Consider the following 17,127-nt stretch of genomic DNA (forward strand, 5'->3'; position numbering starts at 1 on the left):
CGCCATGATGACCACACTTTTATTAATGTCTGAGGTTCAACATGTGGTCTTTCTTTAAAAGCCGCGATAACGTGCCGCCGGTAACGGATCAAAAAGAAATTGATGCGACCTACAAATATTGGCGTATTCAGTTGATGTGGACGATGTACATTGGCTATGCCGCCTTTTACTTCACCCGCAAAAGTTTCAACTTCATCATGCCAGCAATGCTCAGCGATTTAGGCCTGACCATGTCTGACGTCGGCATTTTAGGCACGCTATTTTATATCACCTACGGCTGTTCCAAATTTATTTCCGGCATGATCAGTGACCGTTCCAACCCGCGCTACTTTATGGGTATCGGCCTGATTATGACGGGGATAATTAATATTCTATTTGGTATGAGTTCTTCCCTGCTGCTATTTGGCGCGCTATGGATTTTAAACGCCTTCTTTCAGGGCTGGGGCTGGCCGCCGTGTTCCAAAATTCTGACTAGCTGGTACTCCCGCTCTGAGCGCGGCGGCTGGTGGGCGATCTGGAATACTTCTCATAACTTTGGTGGTGCTTTAATCCCACTGCTGGTGGGCGGTATTTCTCTGCATTTCAGTTGGCGTTACGGCATGATCATTCCTGGCATTATTGGCGTCGTGATTGGTTTGCTGATGTGCTGGCGTCTGCGTGATAAGCCAAGCACCATGGGGCTGCCGAGCGTTGGTAAATGGCGTAATGACGCCATGGAACTGGTACAGGAATCTGAAGGTCTGGGTCTGACCAACAAAGAAATCGTGAAACGCTATGTATTGACGAACAAATACATCTGGCTGCTGGCGGTATCTTATGTGCTGGTTTATATCGTGCGTACCGCGATTAATGACTGGGGTAACCTGTATCTGACTCAGGAAAAAGGTTATTCCCTGATGACCGCAAACTCGGCAATTTCATTGTTTGAAGTCGGCGGTTTTATCGGTTCTCTGGTCGCCGGTTGGGGTTCTGATAAATGGTTCCGCGGTAACCGTGGGCCAATGAACCTGATTTTCTCTATCGGTATCTTCCTGTCCGTGGCGTCCCTGTGGATTATGCCGGGCATCAGCTATGTACTTCAGGCAGGTTGCTTCTTCGCGATTGGTTTCTTCATTTTCGGGCCACAGATGCTAATCGGTATGGCGGCGGCAGAATGCTCCCATAAAGACGCTGCCGGTGCGGCTACCGGGTTTGTTGGTCTGTTTGCCTATCTGGGGGCCGCATTATCTGGCTACCCGATTGCACGCATCATGGAAGTGTGGCACTGGAACGGCTTCTTCGTGGTTATCTCTATTGCTGCCTGTATGTCCGCGTTGTTCCTGTTGCCATTCCTACGCGCGCAGTCACCGCGTCAGGTTGAAGCCAACGCCTGATCAAAGAGGTAGAAAAGGGGGAGGTAAGTCACTTTTTAGTCAGCGCCGGTGATTTTATCAACACTCGGCGCAGGGTTGTTAAAAAGTGATTGACGCCCCAGGAGCGTAGCAGTAAGATGCGCCCCGATTCGGCGAGTAGCGCAGCTTGGTAGCGCAACTGGTTTGGGACCAGTGGGTCGGAGGTTCGAATCCTCTCTCGCCGACCACATTTAAGAACCCTGGCTTTTTGGCCGGGGTTTTTTCGTTTATAGACCTCAATATTCTCAAGACTCCAAGACTCCAAGACTCCAAGACTCCAAGACTCCAAGACTCCAACCTTTTCCTACAATAAATCTTCTGTCTGTTCCCGCGGGATCTTTTGGCTATTAACTCGCTGACTTCAGTGGAAGGTAACCAATCAATCTATCGGATAAGTTTTAATTTTTATTGGTAATGCATCAGGCATTAATAAATATTATATGAAAGGTTTTTTTACGGTGTGAATATTTTCAGTATAAATAAAAACCTCTATTTATTATCATTAATTTTAATGATATACATCCCATTGTCAGGACTGAGATATAGTATTATTACTATAAATAAAAATATTTAATACTCGATGGCATAAATTTATCTCGATAGGATTTTTATTTATCTTGGATATTATATTTGATGTTAATCCGTAATTATAAATTTGGAATCATCTAATGTTATTGGATGAATATATACTTGATAGGCAATTTGAGGATAATAATAGAGAAAAGGTTTTACTCGGTTCTCATACAAAGTGTTATGTCATTTTTTTCTCAATGATACGGGGATCGTAATACAGAGACGACGTTTGAGCCGATGGAGTTTGGGGTTGTAATCTTGGCCGCCGGTTGGGTGATTGGCAATTGGACGGCAATATCAGCTACCAGCAAGAAATAGAGTGGCTCACTTTGCTTGCGATGTTTAACTATACATTAGCATTTACACAAGAACCCGTGAACATTGTTTAGCTCTTAGCTCTTAGCTCTTAGCTCTTAGCTCTTAGCTCTTAGCTCTTAGCTCTCAGGCTCAGCGAGTAAACCTTTTATACCAGCAAACCAAGAGTTCAGTTATAGACCCGCATTCCATCAACCGTTGACTCTCACCTGCCAGACGCCGGACCTCTGTTGTCACTTGACTTTGTTGATAGTTAAGGAGGGCGAACGAGCGCGCTCAATGTTTTAATGCTTATTTCAACATGCCATTCAACGCCATAGATATTTATACACCAATATTCTTTCTTTTATTCTTGTCAAATGTTTGAGCTGAAATCGTGGTCGATAAAAAAGCGGCTGAGAGCCAAATAGCTGGATTAATATCAGCGAGAAAAGAAAAAAATGTAAATGTCAGGATAGATATTTTCAGGGAGGATTAAGTACGATAATAAATATTCAGACTCCGAGTAAAGATGGCGTTTCATACAATAAATTGACTAAATCTGAAGTGAAGGATCGTAAAAAGCATGATCAGATAATATATTAACAATATTCTGGCTACCTCTCCCATTGGAAACCCTTATTTAACGGGCGATCAAGCCAAGATTATTATTAATGAAAAGGAGTTAGAGAGACGGCGAGCTGGGCATCGCGGGGAAAAGAGCGCGTGTTATGTAGTTATCGCTAACAGGTCAGGGTTTTTATGTAATGGTTGTCGTTTTGAGGACGTCGAAAGGCTGACCAGTGATTCGGGTCTGATCCAAGGCGGCTTAGGGGTGAAGAAAACGTTCAGATCTTGATGGAGGACTATTTTAATTTTCCTGAAGCGCCGGGTGATTTATGGCGGCGCAAAGACATATTTTTATGCGGCCAATGCGAAGTGATTAAAGCGGTTTGCCCGGACGCACTATTTTGGTGCTTTGCTTTGGTGCGCGAAGGCTAGACGCCCAACGATCTCAAATCTGCTTTTGATTGACCTGACCTTATTCCTTTCGCGAACCAGTCGGTAAAGATGAATGAACCATGTATGAAATGAGTCTAGTCGTCACCTATTTATGGGTATAAGGCAGCATTTCATCCTGTTTTGCTGTGAGATCACAAAAATAATTGAGCAGATTTTCATCATTTAGCAACAAAGTTTTTCTGATTATCTCTGGGTATTACCACTGGAGTATGAATTTTACCCAGTGGATAACACTGACTAATTAGTAGTAGCATAATTTTTAATGCTAATTATGTTAATAAAAAGTTTTTTTTATGTTTGCTTGCTGTTTCTCATACTCTGTATAAAACCCCATCAGCCATATTGACGTTGCTGTTAACTGTTGCCAAATTGGTACCCTCAGGGGTAGTTAGCGACAGAAGTTTTGGGGTTTTAACCTCTTCAAACCGACCGCCTGAATAGGTTTCTATTCGGCATCGCATTCCACCATTCCTGCGGCCATCAGGCCAGAACAGCACAGACCGCGGACTAAAAAATTATAGGGTCTGGCTGTACACACAACACACATCACCACAATGGAGCACAAGCGATGACGATTTCCTTGGGAAAGGCAGGGATAGTAAAATTCGGTATTGGGCTGGTTGCGCTGGCTGTTTCTGCCGGGATTCAGGCAAAAACACTGGTGTATTGCTCAGAAGGCTCGCCGGAAGGCTTTAACCCGCAGTTGTTCACCTCTGGCACTACTTACGATGCCAGCTCTCGTGCCATTTATAACCGTTTAGTTGAGTTCAAGATTGGTACAACAGAAATTCAGCCAGCGCTGGCTGAGAAATGGGAAGTCAGCGAAGACGGCAAAACCTACACTTTCCATCTGCGTAAAGACGTGAAGTGGCAGGGCAGCAAAGATTTTAAACCTACCCGCACTTTCAACGCGGATGACGTGATCTACACCTTCATGCGTCAGAAAGACGCCAACCATCCTTACCATAAAGTCTCTGGCGGCAGCTATGAGTACTTCCAGGGGATGGGGATGGGTGAGTTAATCAGCAACATTGAGAAAGTTGACGATCATACCGTTCGCTTCGTGCTGACTCGTCCGGAATCGCCTTTCCTGGCCGATCTGGGGATGGACTTCGCTTCAATCCTGTCTGCCGAATACGCGGATAACATGATGAAAGCCGGTACGCCGGAGAAAGTCGATCTGAATCCAATCGGTACTGGCCCGTTCCAGCTACAGCAGTATCAAAAAGACTCACGCATTTTGTATAAAGCCTTCGACGGTTATTGGGGCACCAAACCAAAAATCGATCGTTTAGTCTTCTCTATTACGCCAGATGCCTCTGTGCGTTACGCCAAAATGCAGAAAAACGAATGTCAGGTCATGCCGTACCCGAATCCGGCTGACATTGCCCGCATGAAAGAAGACAAATCAATTAATCTGATGGAGCAGGCTGGCCTGAACGTGGGTTACCTGTCATTTAACGTTGAGAAAAAACCGCTGGATAACGTCAAGGTTCGTCAGGCGCTGACTATGGCCGTGAACAAGGACGCGATCATCAAAGCAGTTTATCAGGGGGCTGGTCAGCCGGCTAAAAACCTGATCCCACCAACAATGTGGGGCTACAACGATGAAATCAAAGATTACGCCTATGACCCAGAAAAAGCGAAAGAGTTACTGAAAGAAGCTGGTTTGCCAGACGGTTTCTCTATCGATCTGTGGGCGATGCCGGTACAGCGCCCGTATAACCCGAATGCTCGTCGTATGGCCGAGATGATCCAGTCTGATTGGGCGAAAGTTGGTGTGAAAGCCAAAATCGTCACCTACGAGTGGGGCGAGTATCTGAAGCGCGCCAAAGAAGGTGAACATCAGACCGTGATGATGGGCTGGACTGGGGACAATGGGGATCCGGACAATTTCTTCGCTACGCTGTTTAGCTGTGATGCGGCCAAGCAAGGTTCCAACTACTCCAAATGGTGTTACAAGCCGTTTGAAGACGTAATCCAACCTGCGCGTGCTGAATCCGATCAGGCTAAACGTGCCGAACTGTACAAACAGGCTCAGGTGATTATGCACGATCAGGCTCCGGCGCTGATTGTGGCTCACTCCACCGTGTACGAACCTGTGCGTAAAGAAGTAAAAAACTACATCGTCGATCCATTGGGTGGCCACTACTTCCAGCAAGTGGATATCGATAAATAACCTGTCAATGCGGTTCATGAATGAGGGCGCTAAGGTGCCCTCGTTTGTCTGGCATTCCAGATAGTTAAGACATCGTTTTAGATGTGAGCCTTAAACCCATCCCTGAGAGCAGAGCCTGTGCGGATGGCTCCGGGGCCGGGTTTTTAATAAGCCTGACGGCCTATGAGCTGTTGGGCACTTTACACAGAGAGCTCGGGATATGTTTCAGTTCATACTCCGACGTTTGGGATTAGTGATCCCAACGTTTATCGGCATAACATTGCTGACCTTTGCTTTTGTCCATATGATCCCCGGCGATCCGGTGACCATCATGGCTGGGGAGCGCGGTATATCCGCAGAACGTCATGCGCAAATCATGGCAGAAATGGGGCTGGACAAGCCTCTCTATCAACAATACTTCCATTACGTTAACGGCGTGTTGCACGGCGATTTGGGGATTTCCCTTAAAAGCCGTATTTCCGTATGGGAAGAATTCGTGCCGCGCTTTAAAGCTACGCTAGAACTGGGGTTGTGCGCGATGCTATTTGCCATCAGCGTCGGGATTCCGGTTGGCGTTTTGGCCGCAGTCAAACGGGGTTCGATATTCGATCATACCGCCGTGGGTATTTCCCTGACGGGTTATTCGATGCCGATTTTCTGGTGGGGCATCATGCTGATTATGCTGGTTTCGGTGCAGCTCAATCTGACGCCGGTATCCGGGCGAGTCAGCGATACTATTTTCCTCGACGACAGTCATCCTCTCACCGGTTTTATGCTGATAGATACCCTGATTTGGGGTGAAGAAGGCGATTTCAAAGACGCCGTGATGCATATGATCCTGCCTGCCATCGTGCTGGGCACTATTCCGTTGGCGGTTATTGTGCGAATGACCCGCTCATCCATGTTGGAGGTGCTGGGGGAAGATTACATTCGTACCGCGCGCGCCAAGGGATTGAGCCGGATGCGCGTGATTGTGGTACATGCCCTGCGTAACGCTTTGCTGCCGGTTGTCACCGTCATTGGCTTACAGGTTGGCACTCTGCTGGCTGGAGCGATTCTGACCGAAACCATTTTCTCCTGGCCGGGGCTGGGGCGTTGGCTGATAGATGCATTGCAACGCCGCGATTATCCAGTGGTGCAGGGCGGTGTATTGCTGGTCGCGACCATGATTATTGTTGTTAACCTGCTGGTAGATGTGCTCTACGGCGTGGTTAACCCGCGTATTCGCCATAAGAAATAAGGGGCGCAGAATGTCTCAACTTACCGAGTCAGCAGTAAAAAGTGCGCCGAAGCCAATGACCCCGATGCAGGAGTTTTGGCACTATTTCAAGCGCAACAAAGGGGCCGTTGCCGGCCTGTTCTATATCATTATCATGCTGGTGGTCGCGATTGGCGCTGGCTGGTTGGCGCCGCATCTGCCGGCAGAACAGTTTCGCGATGCTTTGCTGAAACCGCCGGTGTGGCAGGAAGGGGGCAGTTGGAAATTCATTCTTGGCACCGATGACGTAGGGCGTGATGTGCTATCCCGCCTGATGTATGGCGCACGTTTATCCCTGTTGGTTGGCTGCCTGGTCGTTACGCTATCGCTGGTGATGGGCGTGATTTTAGGTTTATTGGCGGGCTATTTTGGCGGCGTAGTTGACGCCATTATCATGCGTCTCGTCGATATCATGCTGGCACTGCCGAGCCTGTTGCTGGCTTTGGTGCTGGTGGCGGTATTTGGGCCGTCAATCGTGAATGCCTCTCTGGCGCTGACTTTTGTGGCACTGCCGCACTATGTGCGTCTGACTCGCGCGGCGGTGCTGGTGGAGGTCAATCGCGACTATGTGACCGCCTCCCGCGTTGCCGGCGCTGGCGCACTACGTCAGATGTTTATCAATATCTTGCCAAATTGCCTGGCACCTTTGATCGTACAAGCCTCTCTCGGTTTCTCTAACGCCATTCTGGATATGGCAGCACTCGGCTTTCTGGGCATGGGCGCGCAACCACCAACGCCGGAGTGGGGCACCATGCTCTCCGACGTGTTGCAGTTCGCGCAGAGTGCCTGGTGGGTGGTGACCTTCCCCGGCGTGGCAATTCTGCTGACGGTTCTGGCGTTTAACCTGATGGGGGACGGCCTGCGTGATGCTCTCGACCCCAAACTCAAGCAGTAGAGGTAGAGAGAGATGGCACTTTTAAAAGTAGATAAATTGTCGGTGCATTTTGGTGATGAAAAAGCGCCGTTTAAAGCCGTAGACCGTATCAGCTATAGCATTGAGCAAGGTCAGGTTGTGGGTATCGTGGGTGAGTCCGGTTCCGGTAAGTCGGTCAGTTCTCTGGCGATTATGGGGTTGATTGACTACCCCGGCAAAGTCATGGCCGACAAACTGGAGTTTAACGGTCGCGATCTGACGAAAATTTCGGAAAACGAACGCCGCCAACTGGTTGGCTCAGAAGTGGCGATGATTTTCCAAGACCCGATGACCAGCCTGAATCCGTGTTACACCGTGGGCTACCAGATTATGGAAGCGCTGAAGGTGCATCAGGGCGGCAATCGTCGTACTCGGCATCAGCGAGCAGTAGATTTACTCACGCTGGTGGGTATTCCCGATCCGGCTTCACGTCTGGATGTTTATCCTCATCAGCTTTCCGGCGGGATGAGCCAGCGGGTGATGATCGCCATGGCGATTGCCTGTCGCCCTAAACTGCTGATTGCCGATGAGCCAACTACCGCGCTGGATGTGACTATTCAGGCGCAGATCATCGAACTATTGCTGGAGTTGCAGCAGCAGGAAAATATGGCTCTGTTGCTGATCACTCACGATCTGGCACTGGTAGCCGAGGCGGCGCACTATATTATTGTGATGTATGCCGGGCAGGTAGTGGAAACCGGTAAAGCCTCGGAAATCTTCCGTGCGCCGCGCCATCCTTACACTCAGGCATTGCTGCGTGCATTGCCGGAATTTGCGCAGGATAAAGCACGGTTAGCATCATTGCCGGGCGTGGTGCCGGGTAAATATGACCGTCCCGACGGCTGTTTGCTCAATCCTCGTTGCCCATATGCCAACGAACGCTGTCGCAGCGAAGAACCGGAACTGCTCGGCCCGCCGGGACGTCAGGTTAAATGCCATACACCGTTGGATGATGCGGGGAGGCCGACCCTATGAACCACAATGAAACTGAAATGAAGCCTGAATCCCAGGCGACCAAGCCGCTCTTGCAGGCGATTGACCTGAAAAAATACTATCCAGTGAAGAAAGGCTTTTTTGCTCCGGAACGCTTGGTAAAAGCGCTGGACGGTGTCTCCTTCACTTTGGAACGCGGCAAAACGTTGGCGGTAGTTGGTGAATCTGGCTGTGGTAAATCGACGCTAGGCCGTTTGCTGACCATGATCGAAATACCTACCGGCGGTGAGCTGTATTACCAAGGGCAGGATTTGCTGAAGCCGGATGAAAGCGCAGAGAAACTACGGCGCCAGAAGATTCAGATCGTTTTCCAAAACCCTTATGGCTCGCTTAATCCGCGTAAAAAAGTGGGGCAGATTCTCGAAGAGCCTTTGCAAATCAACACGACGTTGAGCAGTAAGGAACGCCGTGAGAAAACGTTGGCAATGATGGCGAAAGTTGGCCTGAAAACTGAGCATTACGATCGCTATCCTCATATGTTTTCCGGTGGCCAGCGCCAGCGTATTGCGATTGCCAGAGGGTTGATGTTGAATCCGGATGTGGTTATTGCCGATGAGCCGGTGTCTGCTCTGGATGTGTCGGTGCGGGCGCAGGTATTGAACCTGATGATGGATTTACAGCAGGAAATGGGGCTGTCTTATGTCTTTATCTCCCATGACCTGTCGGTAGTTGAACATATTGCGGATGAAGTGATGGTGATGTATCTCGGTCGCTGCGTGGAAAAAGGCAGCAAAGAGGCCATCTTTAATAATCCGCGTCATCCCTATACGCAGGCGCTGCTATCTGCTACGCCACGGCTGAATCCGGATATGCGCCGGGAACGTATCAAGCTAACTGGCGAGCTACCCAGCCCGATGAATCCGCCTCCGGGCTGTGCGTTTAATGCTCGCTGCCGTCGGGCCTTTGGCACCTGTAGCCAATTACAGCCGCAGCTTAAACAGTATGGCGATCAAATGGTGGCATGTTTTGCTATCGAGCAGGATGAAGCCGAAGCGGCCGGTTAATATGGACTGAGGAAGTTAATAACAACGCCGGTGATGTTGCTGCCGGCGTTTTTTTATAACAAAAACAAATAAAGAATTGATAAAAGATGAATAACTCTATAAGCAAATGAGTTTTATTGTCTGTCGTCAATAAACATCAAGGAATTGAGGATATAAATTATAAATTTATTCACATCTGGCATATTCACTTGATTAGGATATTTATTCACTTCAATAGTCTGACATTGATTAATAAATGGGTAAATTTATCTTTGTTAGCGTAATGCTAATCAGGGAATATAGATTATTCGTCCAGACGAAATAAAAAAGGGACGTATTATTACGCCCCTTTTAGGTTGTATACCGCATCAGATTTATTGCGGGTACGGCACCCAATCTCCACCGTTCAGACGAATGTAACTTTTACCCTGATATTGCATAACAATCGCATTATCATTCTCTGAAACGATGGCGGTTTCCGGTAATCCTTTAACCAGTGTCTGCCAATCTACACTCGGTGCGGTAAATATTTTGCCGTCCACGACGCGAGAAACCAGCTCTGAAATTGCCAGATAGCTGCTTGGCGCTTTGATTTCCAGCGGGCTAGTTGGCTGTGGTGCTTTCATACCGATCAGCTTCACGCCAACAGGAATGTGAGTAATGCTCGGGCTTGGGATATCACGCAGGCCGGACATCTGCATTTTATCTCCGATCAGCGCTGCGCCGTGCTCAGGAACCACCACGACCATTACCTTGCGGCCAGATTTTTCTAACTCATTCAGGAAGCTATCTAGTTGATCGAACAAGGTTTGCGCTCTGGCTTTGTAATCGGCGGTTTTACTTGTTCCCGTAAAACGGTTGCCATCGTGTAGCGGCACAATATTGACGAAAGTCGCGCTACGCGCATCTCCTGCCTGGTTCTTTTGCTGCTCCAGCCAGCGGTTCAGTAGCTCTAAACCGTTGTAAACCGGTTCATTGTCGAAGGAAATCAATTGGTTGCTAATACCAGTCTGAGACATCAGCGGCGCGCGCATATTGGCATCTTCTCTCAGATTTTGCAGATAGTTGCCGAATGCGCCGGAGTGATCCATAACTAATTGAGAGCTGAAGCCCAGTTTGGCTAAATTATCAAACAGATAGCACTGCTGCTCGGCGGGTTGATACAGGTCGTGATGGGATTCTTGGCCGCAACTGGCGCGCAACAAGCGAATGGATGCCGGGCCGCTATAGGCGGTGGCCGAGTTGAAGTTCTGGAACACTAAATCGAACTTGCTCCACAGCGGATGCTTTTCCAACTGAATGGCTTCTATATCTGACCAAGATAGGGAACAGATATTAATTACCAGTAAATCAAATGGTTGAGCATCAGCTGGCAGCGTAGTCGGGAATTGAGTGATGCGACCTTTTTCCTGTTCGTAGAAACTGTTTAAGTACGCCGTCAGGTTTGCGCTGGTTGGCGGCGCATCAGCCGCGGGTTGCGCACTGGTCGTGGCGCCCGACCCATTGGTCTGACTCGAGGACGCCGTGGTATCAGCGGCTGTTGTGGTAGTCGGCAGCAGCGAAAACGCAGGGCCAGCGATGGTCAACACGTTTAGCCCGATCATTGCCGCTACGATAAACACGGTGACGCGAATCCACTGGGAAATGAACAGATAACCAACCAGCATCACGAAGGCTGCGCCGATCATGCGCCAGTTGATGAAGCGTTCAACTAACTCTATGAAATAGTTGAAACTAAACCCGGCAACCTGCGAGCCATGGCTGAAAATACTATTGATGCCCGGCAGCCAAGTATCGTAGTAGAAAAGCCCCAGACCGATAGGAATACCGACCCAATGGCGCAAACGATGTAGCCGCTCAGAAGGAATAGGGAAAACCAGATAAGCGACGAATACCAGGTTGGCTAATGGATGAAAGTTAAGGTAGCCAAACCAGAGTAGGGCAAATTTTAGCAGAAAATAGTAGTTCCAGCCGCCCAGGCCGCGCCAATAACGCCATGGCGCCTGCGATTCTTGCGCATTTTTTTTCAGGTTCATGGTTATTTCTTAATATGTAAGGAAGAGCCGTCACGCAACCAGATCCCTTCTGATTTCAGATAGCGTGCTGAGAGAAAAAAGTGTTGTTTCTTCGCCCACCATGCGGGCAGGCGGCCGCGAGCAAAATAACCCAAAGGGAAAAAGACGATGGCTGCCAGTAAGATAACCTGAAAAATATCGCTGAGATTCATTAAACTTTCTCCTTGCGGCTACCCAGATTCAGCGTCAAAGCTACGGGGGTTCTGCGCGCTGACGGCGTTAATTTCTGCTGAGTTTTGTTCAGTTTATGGATTTTATTTTCTCCGACATTTTGTAAATAGTCCGGATTGTTCATCTTATTGATTTCAGAGATGATTTCCTGATCCTGATGCCACACCAGCTGATTAGTGAAGGTTTCATTCACCGGAAGGTGGAAAATAAAGTTCAGGGCAGTATCCAGATCATTGATTCTGCACGTGGATAAGAATACGACCAGCCGATCGCCAGCCAACGTGACGATGTCGCCAAAGCGACGCATATGGCACAGAGTCAGCGCCTGACGCGTCGATAAACCGGGAACCGGGCGTAATGCTACTAGCACGCCTTTGCCGTCTTCTGGCAATAGGGTGTTACTCATCAAGGCTAGCACCGACTGGCAGAATTGCTCCGGTGAGAGATAGCCCTTTAGCTGCAATGGGCGCAGAGAAGCCAGTAAATTATTAATATCTTCAGGTATATGACGAGAAAAACGCTGGCCCTGAATACCTTCGATCATGGTTAGAAAGCGGGATAGCGGAGCGACATGTGGCACAATCAGATTGACGCCACAGGCGAGTAACAGGCGCTCATCGCTATAACGCAGACTGGAATCCATTTCCCGCACCACTATTTTTAACGCATTGCCGCGGTGGCGGCGCAGGCTGTGTATCTGGTGCGCCAGTTCATCTATTTGATCGCTTTGGTGAAGCGAAAAAATCAGCGTTGCTGCGTGAGCATTAAAGGCTTTCTCAGACAATAAAAGATTGTTTTCAAACAGTTGCCAGCTGGTAGATAGCGGCGGAGCGCCTTCCAGCACGCTGGCTTCAGCCAAATAGATATACTCGTCGTTACGAGATTGCGCCAATGGCTGCTGTTCTTTCTCTTCCGCCATCTGCCAGCCTTCCGGGCTTGGCTGCAATTTTACCAATTGGTTTGCGGTAACGCCGCTGAGGGTGCTCCACCAGGAAACCATATATTGGGCGTGATCGTGCTGCCATTGCAGGCTGGCAAGTCCTTGCAATGCTCGATGTTGGTTAACTAATTGCGTTTTAAGTTTACTGACGCCGCTGCCATGACTCAGAATCACTAATGTGGCCTGATATTTTTCCAGCCAGTTATTTAATTCCTTTACCCAGCGCTGAATTTCTTCCGTTGTAAATGTTTGCCATAAGCTGGCATGAGCCAATAAAATAAAAAAACGTCGCTGCGGTCTTAATGAGCGCATCAAATCATTGACGAGATTTTTAACGGCGGCTTTTTTTTCCGGCAGAGTAAATAAAGGGAGTTTTTCCGGCCCGTAGCCGACAATATTTTCTAGTAAATTCGAGGGTTTTTGGCCAGAACAAATCAATGCCGAGCGGGTATCTTTGGGCTGGTCTCTAATTATCTGTTGGCAGAATAGATTAGCGTCACTTTCGCGGTCTATATTGATCCAATAGAGACCTGAAGCCTGCACAACGGCTAATTCATCCCAAATTTTATCAATACCTAACGAGAATGTTCTCAACATAGATTTTTATGCTTCTAATTTTGTTGAAGTTCTACAGGTCAATGTAAAAAGAAATGCTATGCTTTAATTGTATCATCGCATCTCACATTAACCAACTCTGTACTAGGATATTAAATTAAGACTTATCTTATTAGGCAAAGTATACTCTAATAATCAAAATACTTTATTACACTAGCCTATTTTTCAAGGGCAGCAGAATGAATACTTCAATCAATCGGTTTTATGTGAATTCATCTCCCGAGGTTCAGGACGATCTACTAGCATTAAGCCGAGCATTCGCATTACCCAAATTAAGTTATATCGATATTGTCCGTCAGGAACGTATGGCGCAAATGATGGCGCGCTGGCCATTATTAGCCGAATTGGCGCAAAACTCGGGGAGCAAATAGCTTATGCCAGTGATTGCGGTGCAAGGGCTAAGAGGCGGTGTTGGTGCGACATCCATTACGGCTGCACTCGCTTGGGCATTACAACAGCTTGAGGAATCGGTGCTGGTCATTGATTTCTCGTCTGATAATTTATTACGTCTCCATTTTAATATGCCTTACGAACAGGCGAACGGCTGGGCGCGGGCGGCAATGGATGGTAATCGCTGGCAGCAGCAAGCCATGCGTTATATGCCTTTGCTGGATTTCCTGCCTTTTGGCCAGCTCAATATGAATGAGCAGCGCCATCTGTCCGGTTCTTTAGCTTCGTTCGACTGGCAGGAAAAGCTGGCTGACCTAGAGGCCGCTGGCGATCACCGCTGGATTTTGCTGGATGTTCCCGCAGGAGATAGCCCGCTCACTCAGCAAGCGCTGGCGTTGGCGGATCACGTGCTGTTGCTGATCGCCGCCGATGCTGCGATTCATGCTCGTTTGCACCAACAGGCGCTGCCGGTTGGCTGTCATTTCCTATTGAATCAATTCTCTTCTGCCAGCCACTTACAGCAAGATATGCATCAATTGTGGCTACAAAGTTTGCGCAATTTATTGCCGCTATTTATTCATCGTGATGAAGCCGTTGCGGAAGCGTTAGCGGCGAAGCAGCCGTTGGGTGAATATGCGCCGCAAAGTCTGGCTGCGGAAGAAATCAATACGCTGGCAAATTGGTGTCTGATTCACGGCGCGGAAAAAAATCTATGAGCCTGTTAATTCGGGGACTTTTTATGCCTCCGGTCTATCAGAGGCTACAGCACCGATATAACCACTATCTGGACCAGGGCTGCACGATTCTGACCGCTTTTTTGACCACGTTCGCGGTGGCGCTGGGGTGGCTATTTTTGCGTCTTGAATCTCCGAGCTGGCAAAATGTAATTCAGAATCGTCGTTACTGGTTCCCGCATATTGCTAATCGCCGTCCGCGCTTGGCAGATGCGGTGCGTTATTTGCTGCAAGGCCTGTGGCTGGTGTTGACGCGTTCGTCTCAACCGCGGGAGAAAAAACCGAAGCCCGTCGATATGGCTCCGGGCTGGGTTCGCACCAAAAAGCTGAGCTATCGCTCCTGGCTGAATGTATTGCCGGAAAAAGTCAAAAAAAGTCGCTGGGAGCAGGCGTTAGTGGCGTGGGTCGGTCGTTTGCAGCAGCGTACCCGACGCATTCTGTTTATCTCATTGGGTATTTTTGCCGGAATTCTGGCGCTGATTTGTATTTCCCAACCTTTTGGTTTGATGGCGCAGTTTGTGTTTGTTCTGCTGCTATGGGCGATCGCGATGGTGGTTCGGCGTATTCCGGGGCGTTTGCCTACCCTAATGCTGATTGTGCTATCGCTTACCGTTTCCTGCCGTTATCTGTGGTGGCGCTATACCGAAACGCTAAATTGGGACGACCCGGTGAGCCTGGTCTGCGGTTTACTGCTGCTATTGGCAGAAACCTACGCTTGGGTAGTGTTGATTCTGGGTTACTTCCAAACTATCTGGCCGCTTAATCGCCAGCCGGTACCGATGCCGGAGGATATTTCGACCTGGCCGACCATCGATCTTATGGTGCCGACTTACAACGAAGATCTGGGTGTTGTAAAACCCACAATTTACGCGGCGTTAGGCATAGATTGGCCGAAGGATAAGGTGAATATCTATATTCTGGATGATGGTAATCGACCGGAATTTAAAGCCTTTGCCGATCAGGTTGGCGTGAATTATATCGCTCGCCCAACCCACGAGCACGCCAAGGCCGGTAATATCAACCATGCGTTGAAGCAGGCTAAAGGCGAGTTTGTGGCGATTTTCGACTGCGACCATGTGCCAACCCGCTCTTTCCTACAGCTAACGCTGGGCTGGTTCTACAAAGATCCAAAGTTGGGTATGTTGCAGACGCCGCACCATTTCTTCTCGCCGGATCCTTTTGAACGCAACCTTGGACGTTTCCGTCAGACGCCAAACGAAGGCACGCTGTTCTACGGTTTGGTGCAGGACGGGAATGACATGTGGGACGCGACCTTCTTCTGCGGTTCTTGCGCCGTTTTGCGCCGCAGCGCGCTGGATGATGTGGGCGGCATTGCCGTCGAAACCGTCACCGAAGATGCCCACACCTCATTGCGACTTCACCGTAAGGGCTATACTTCGGCTTATATTCGTATTCCACAGGCGGCGGGGCTGGCGACGGAAAACCTCTCGGCGCATATCGGCCAGCGTATTCGTTGGGCGCGAGGCATGGTGCAGATCTTCCGGCTGGATAACCCGTTGTTTGGCAAGGGGCTGAAGTTTGTCCAGCGGTTGTGTTATGCCAACGCCATGCTGCACTTTTTGGCCGGTATTCCGCGGCTGATCTTCCTAACCGCACCGCTAGCCTTCTTGCTGATGCATGCGTACATCATTTTTGCTCCGGCGCTGGCGATTGCGTTGTACGTCTTGCCACACATGATTCACGCCAGCCTGACCAACTCCCGCTTGCAGGGTAAATATCGCCACTCGTTCTGGAGTGAAATCTACGAAACCGTATTGGCGTGGTATATCGCCCGTCCAACCACGGTCGCGCTACTGAATCCGCATAAAGGGAAGTTTAACGTAACGGCCAAAGGCGGTTTGATAGAAGAGCAACATGTGGATTGGGTTATCACCCGTCCTTATATCGCGCTGGTGCTGCTCAATCTGGCGGGATTGATTGCCGGGTTGTGGCGTTTGGGGAATGGGCCGACCAACGAAATCATGACGGTGATAATCAGTTTGGTGTGGGTTATTTACAACATGACGATTCTGGGTGGTGCCGTGGCCGTGGCGGTTGAAGCTAAACAGGTTCGTCAGGCGCACCGGGTGGAAATTGCTATGCCCGCGGCGGTTGAGCGAAAAGACGGTCACCTGTTTGCCTGTACATTGCGTGACTATTCCGACGGTGGCGTAGGGATTGAAATGCGTAACGAAGGGCTATTACAGGACGGCGAGGCGGTCAATTTGCTACTGAAGCGCGGTCAGCAAGAATACATCTTCCCCTGCAAGGTCACTCGGGCATTTGGCAGAAAAGTCGGGATGCGTATTGACGAACTGAGCGTGGCTCAGCACATCGACTTTATCCAGTGTACTTTTGCCCGCGCCGATACCTGGGCGCTGTGGCAGGACAGTTTCCCTGAAGATAAACCTATCGAAAGTCTGCGCGATGTTCTGGCGTTGGGTTTCCGGGGTTATGTTCGTATGGCGAATTACGCGCCGCCGCTTATTCGTAATGTACTGGTTGGATTTACCTCTTTGCTTGCGTGGGTAGCGTCATTTGTTCCTCATGGCGTAGGACAGGGTCAGACTCTGCGGAGTCAGGACCAGACAGTGGCTCAACATTGATGATGATATG

12 protein-coding genes and 1 tRNA gene are annotated in these 17,127 nt (G+C 49.2%); 10 read left to right on the top strand and 3 right to left on the bottom strand.

Translation table 11 applies throughout. The annotated features are described in order from the left end of the window. Positions 1-41: 41 nt before the first annotated feature. The 7 genes from ACQ4OC_RS17290 to dppF all read left to right on the top strand — a co-directional run bounded on the left by ACQ4OC_RS17290 (position 42) and on the right by dppF (position 9,607). Positions 42-1,373 (top strand): MFS transporter, encoded by a 1,332-nt coding sequence (locus ACQ4OC_RS17290; RefSeq protein WP_064515798.1) that lies wholly within the window; start codon positions 42-44, stop codon positions 1,371-1,373. A 129-nt stretch (positions 1,374-1,502) separates the two neighbouring features. After that, positions 1,503-1,579 (top strand) — tRNA-Pro (locus ACQ4OC_RS17295). Between the two features lie 2,270 nt (positions 1,580-3,849). Then, positions 3,850-5,460 (top strand): dipeptide ABC transporter periplasmic-binding protein DppA, encoded by a 1,611-nt coding sequence (gene dppA / locus ACQ4OC_RS17300; protein WP_064515795.1) that lies wholly within the window; start codon positions 3,850-3,852, stop codon positions 5,458-5,460. Positions 5,461-5,659: 199 nt separating this feature from the next. Continuing rightward, the gene (gene dppB / locus ACQ4OC_RS17305; RefSeq protein ID WP_064515792.1) at positions 5,660-6,679 is read left to right on the top strand and encodes a dipeptide ABC transporter permease DppB; all 1,020 of its coding nucleotides are present in this window, start codon (positions 5,660-5,662) and stop codon (positions 6,677-6,679) included. A gap of 10 nt (positions 6,680-6,689) precedes the next feature. Then, positions 6,690-7,592: a dipeptide ABC transporter permease DppC gene (dppC, locus tag ACQ4OC_RS17310; protein ID WP_064515789.1), complete on the top strand. Its 903-nt coding sequence runs from the start codon at positions 6,690-6,692 to the stop codon at positions 7,590-7,592. Between the two features lie 12 nt (positions 7,593-7,604). Next, positions 7,605-8,585 carry a dipeptide ABC transporter ATP-binding protein gene (gene dppD / locus ACQ4OC_RS17315; RefSeq protein WP_064515786.1) on the top strand — a complete coding sequence of 327 codons (981 nt, stop codon included), beginning with the start codon at positions 7,605-7,607 and terminating at the stop codon, positions 8,583-8,585. Positions 8,586-8,602: 17 nt separating this feature from the next. After that, complete coding sequence (gene dppF, locus ACQ4OC_RS17320) at positions 8,603-9,607, top strand: dipeptide ABC transporter ATP-binding subunit DppF (RefSeq protein WP_430971457.1); 1,005 nt, start codon at positions 8,603-8,605, stop codon at positions 9,605-9,607. A 353-nt stretch (positions 9,608-9,960) separates the two neighbouring features. Here the strand turns inward: dppF and bcsG are convergent, their stop codons facing one another. From bcsG to bcsE, 3 genes are read right to left on the bottom strand one after another with little or no spacing between them, the layout of a single operon-like run. Further along, positions 9,961-11,622: a cellulose biosynthesis protein BcsG gene (gene bcsG / locus ACQ4OC_RS17325; protein WP_064515784.1), complete on the bottom strand. Its 1,662-nt coding sequence runs from the start codon at positions 11,620-11,622 to the stop codon at positions 9,961-9,963. A 2-nt stretch (positions 11,623-11,624) separates the two neighbouring features. Continuing rightward, complete coding sequence (gene bcsF, locus ACQ4OC_RS17330) at positions 11,625-11,813, bottom strand: cellulose biosynthesis protein BcsF (RefSeq protein WP_064515781.1); 189 nt, start codon at positions 11,811-11,813, stop codon at positions 11,625-11,627. Beyond that, positions 11,813-13,369, bottom strand: coding sequence for a cellulose biosynthesis protein BcsE (gene bcsE, locus ACQ4OC_RS17335; protein WP_430971447.1), 1,557 nt, complete (start codon positions 13,367-13,369; stop codon positions 11,813-11,815). Before bcsE ends, bcsF begins: the two co-directional genes overlap by 1 nt. A gap of 197 nt (positions 13,370-13,566) precedes the next feature. On the opposite strand from bcsE, the gene bcsR reads away from it, so the two are divergent. From bcsR to bcsA, 3 genes are read left to right on the top strand one after another with little or no spacing between them, the layout of a single operon-like run. Next, positions 13,567-13,758 carry a cellulose biosynthesis protein BcsR gene (gene bcsR, locus ACQ4OC_RS17340; RefSeq protein WP_064515776.1) on the top strand — a complete coding sequence of 64 codons (192 nt, stop codon included), beginning with the start codon at positions 13,567-13,569 and terminating at the stop codon, positions 13,756-13,758. A gap of 3 nt (positions 13,759-13,761) precedes the next feature. Continuing rightward, positions 13,762-14,493, top strand: coding sequence for a cellulose biosynthesis protein BcsQ (gene bcsQ / locus ACQ4OC_RS17345; RefSeq protein WP_064515773.1), 732 nt, complete (start codon positions 13,762-13,764; stop codon positions 14,491-14,493). After that, complete coding sequence (gene bcsA, locus ACQ4OC_RS17350) at positions 14,490-17,117, top strand: UDP-forming cellulose synthase catalytic subunit (RefSeq protein ID WP_430971448.1); 2,628 nt, start codon at positions 14,490-14,492, stop codon at positions 17,115-17,117. Before bcsQ ends, bcsA begins: the two co-directional genes overlap by 4 nt. Positions 17,118-17,127: the final 10 nt, after the last annotated feature.

Source organism: Yersinia sp. J1 (genome assembly GCF_050586585.1).
In the GTDB taxonomy this organism is placed as follows: domain Bacteria; phylum Pseudomonadota; class Gammaproteobacteria; order Enterobacterales; family Enterobacteriaceae; genus Yersinia; species Yersinia entomophaga.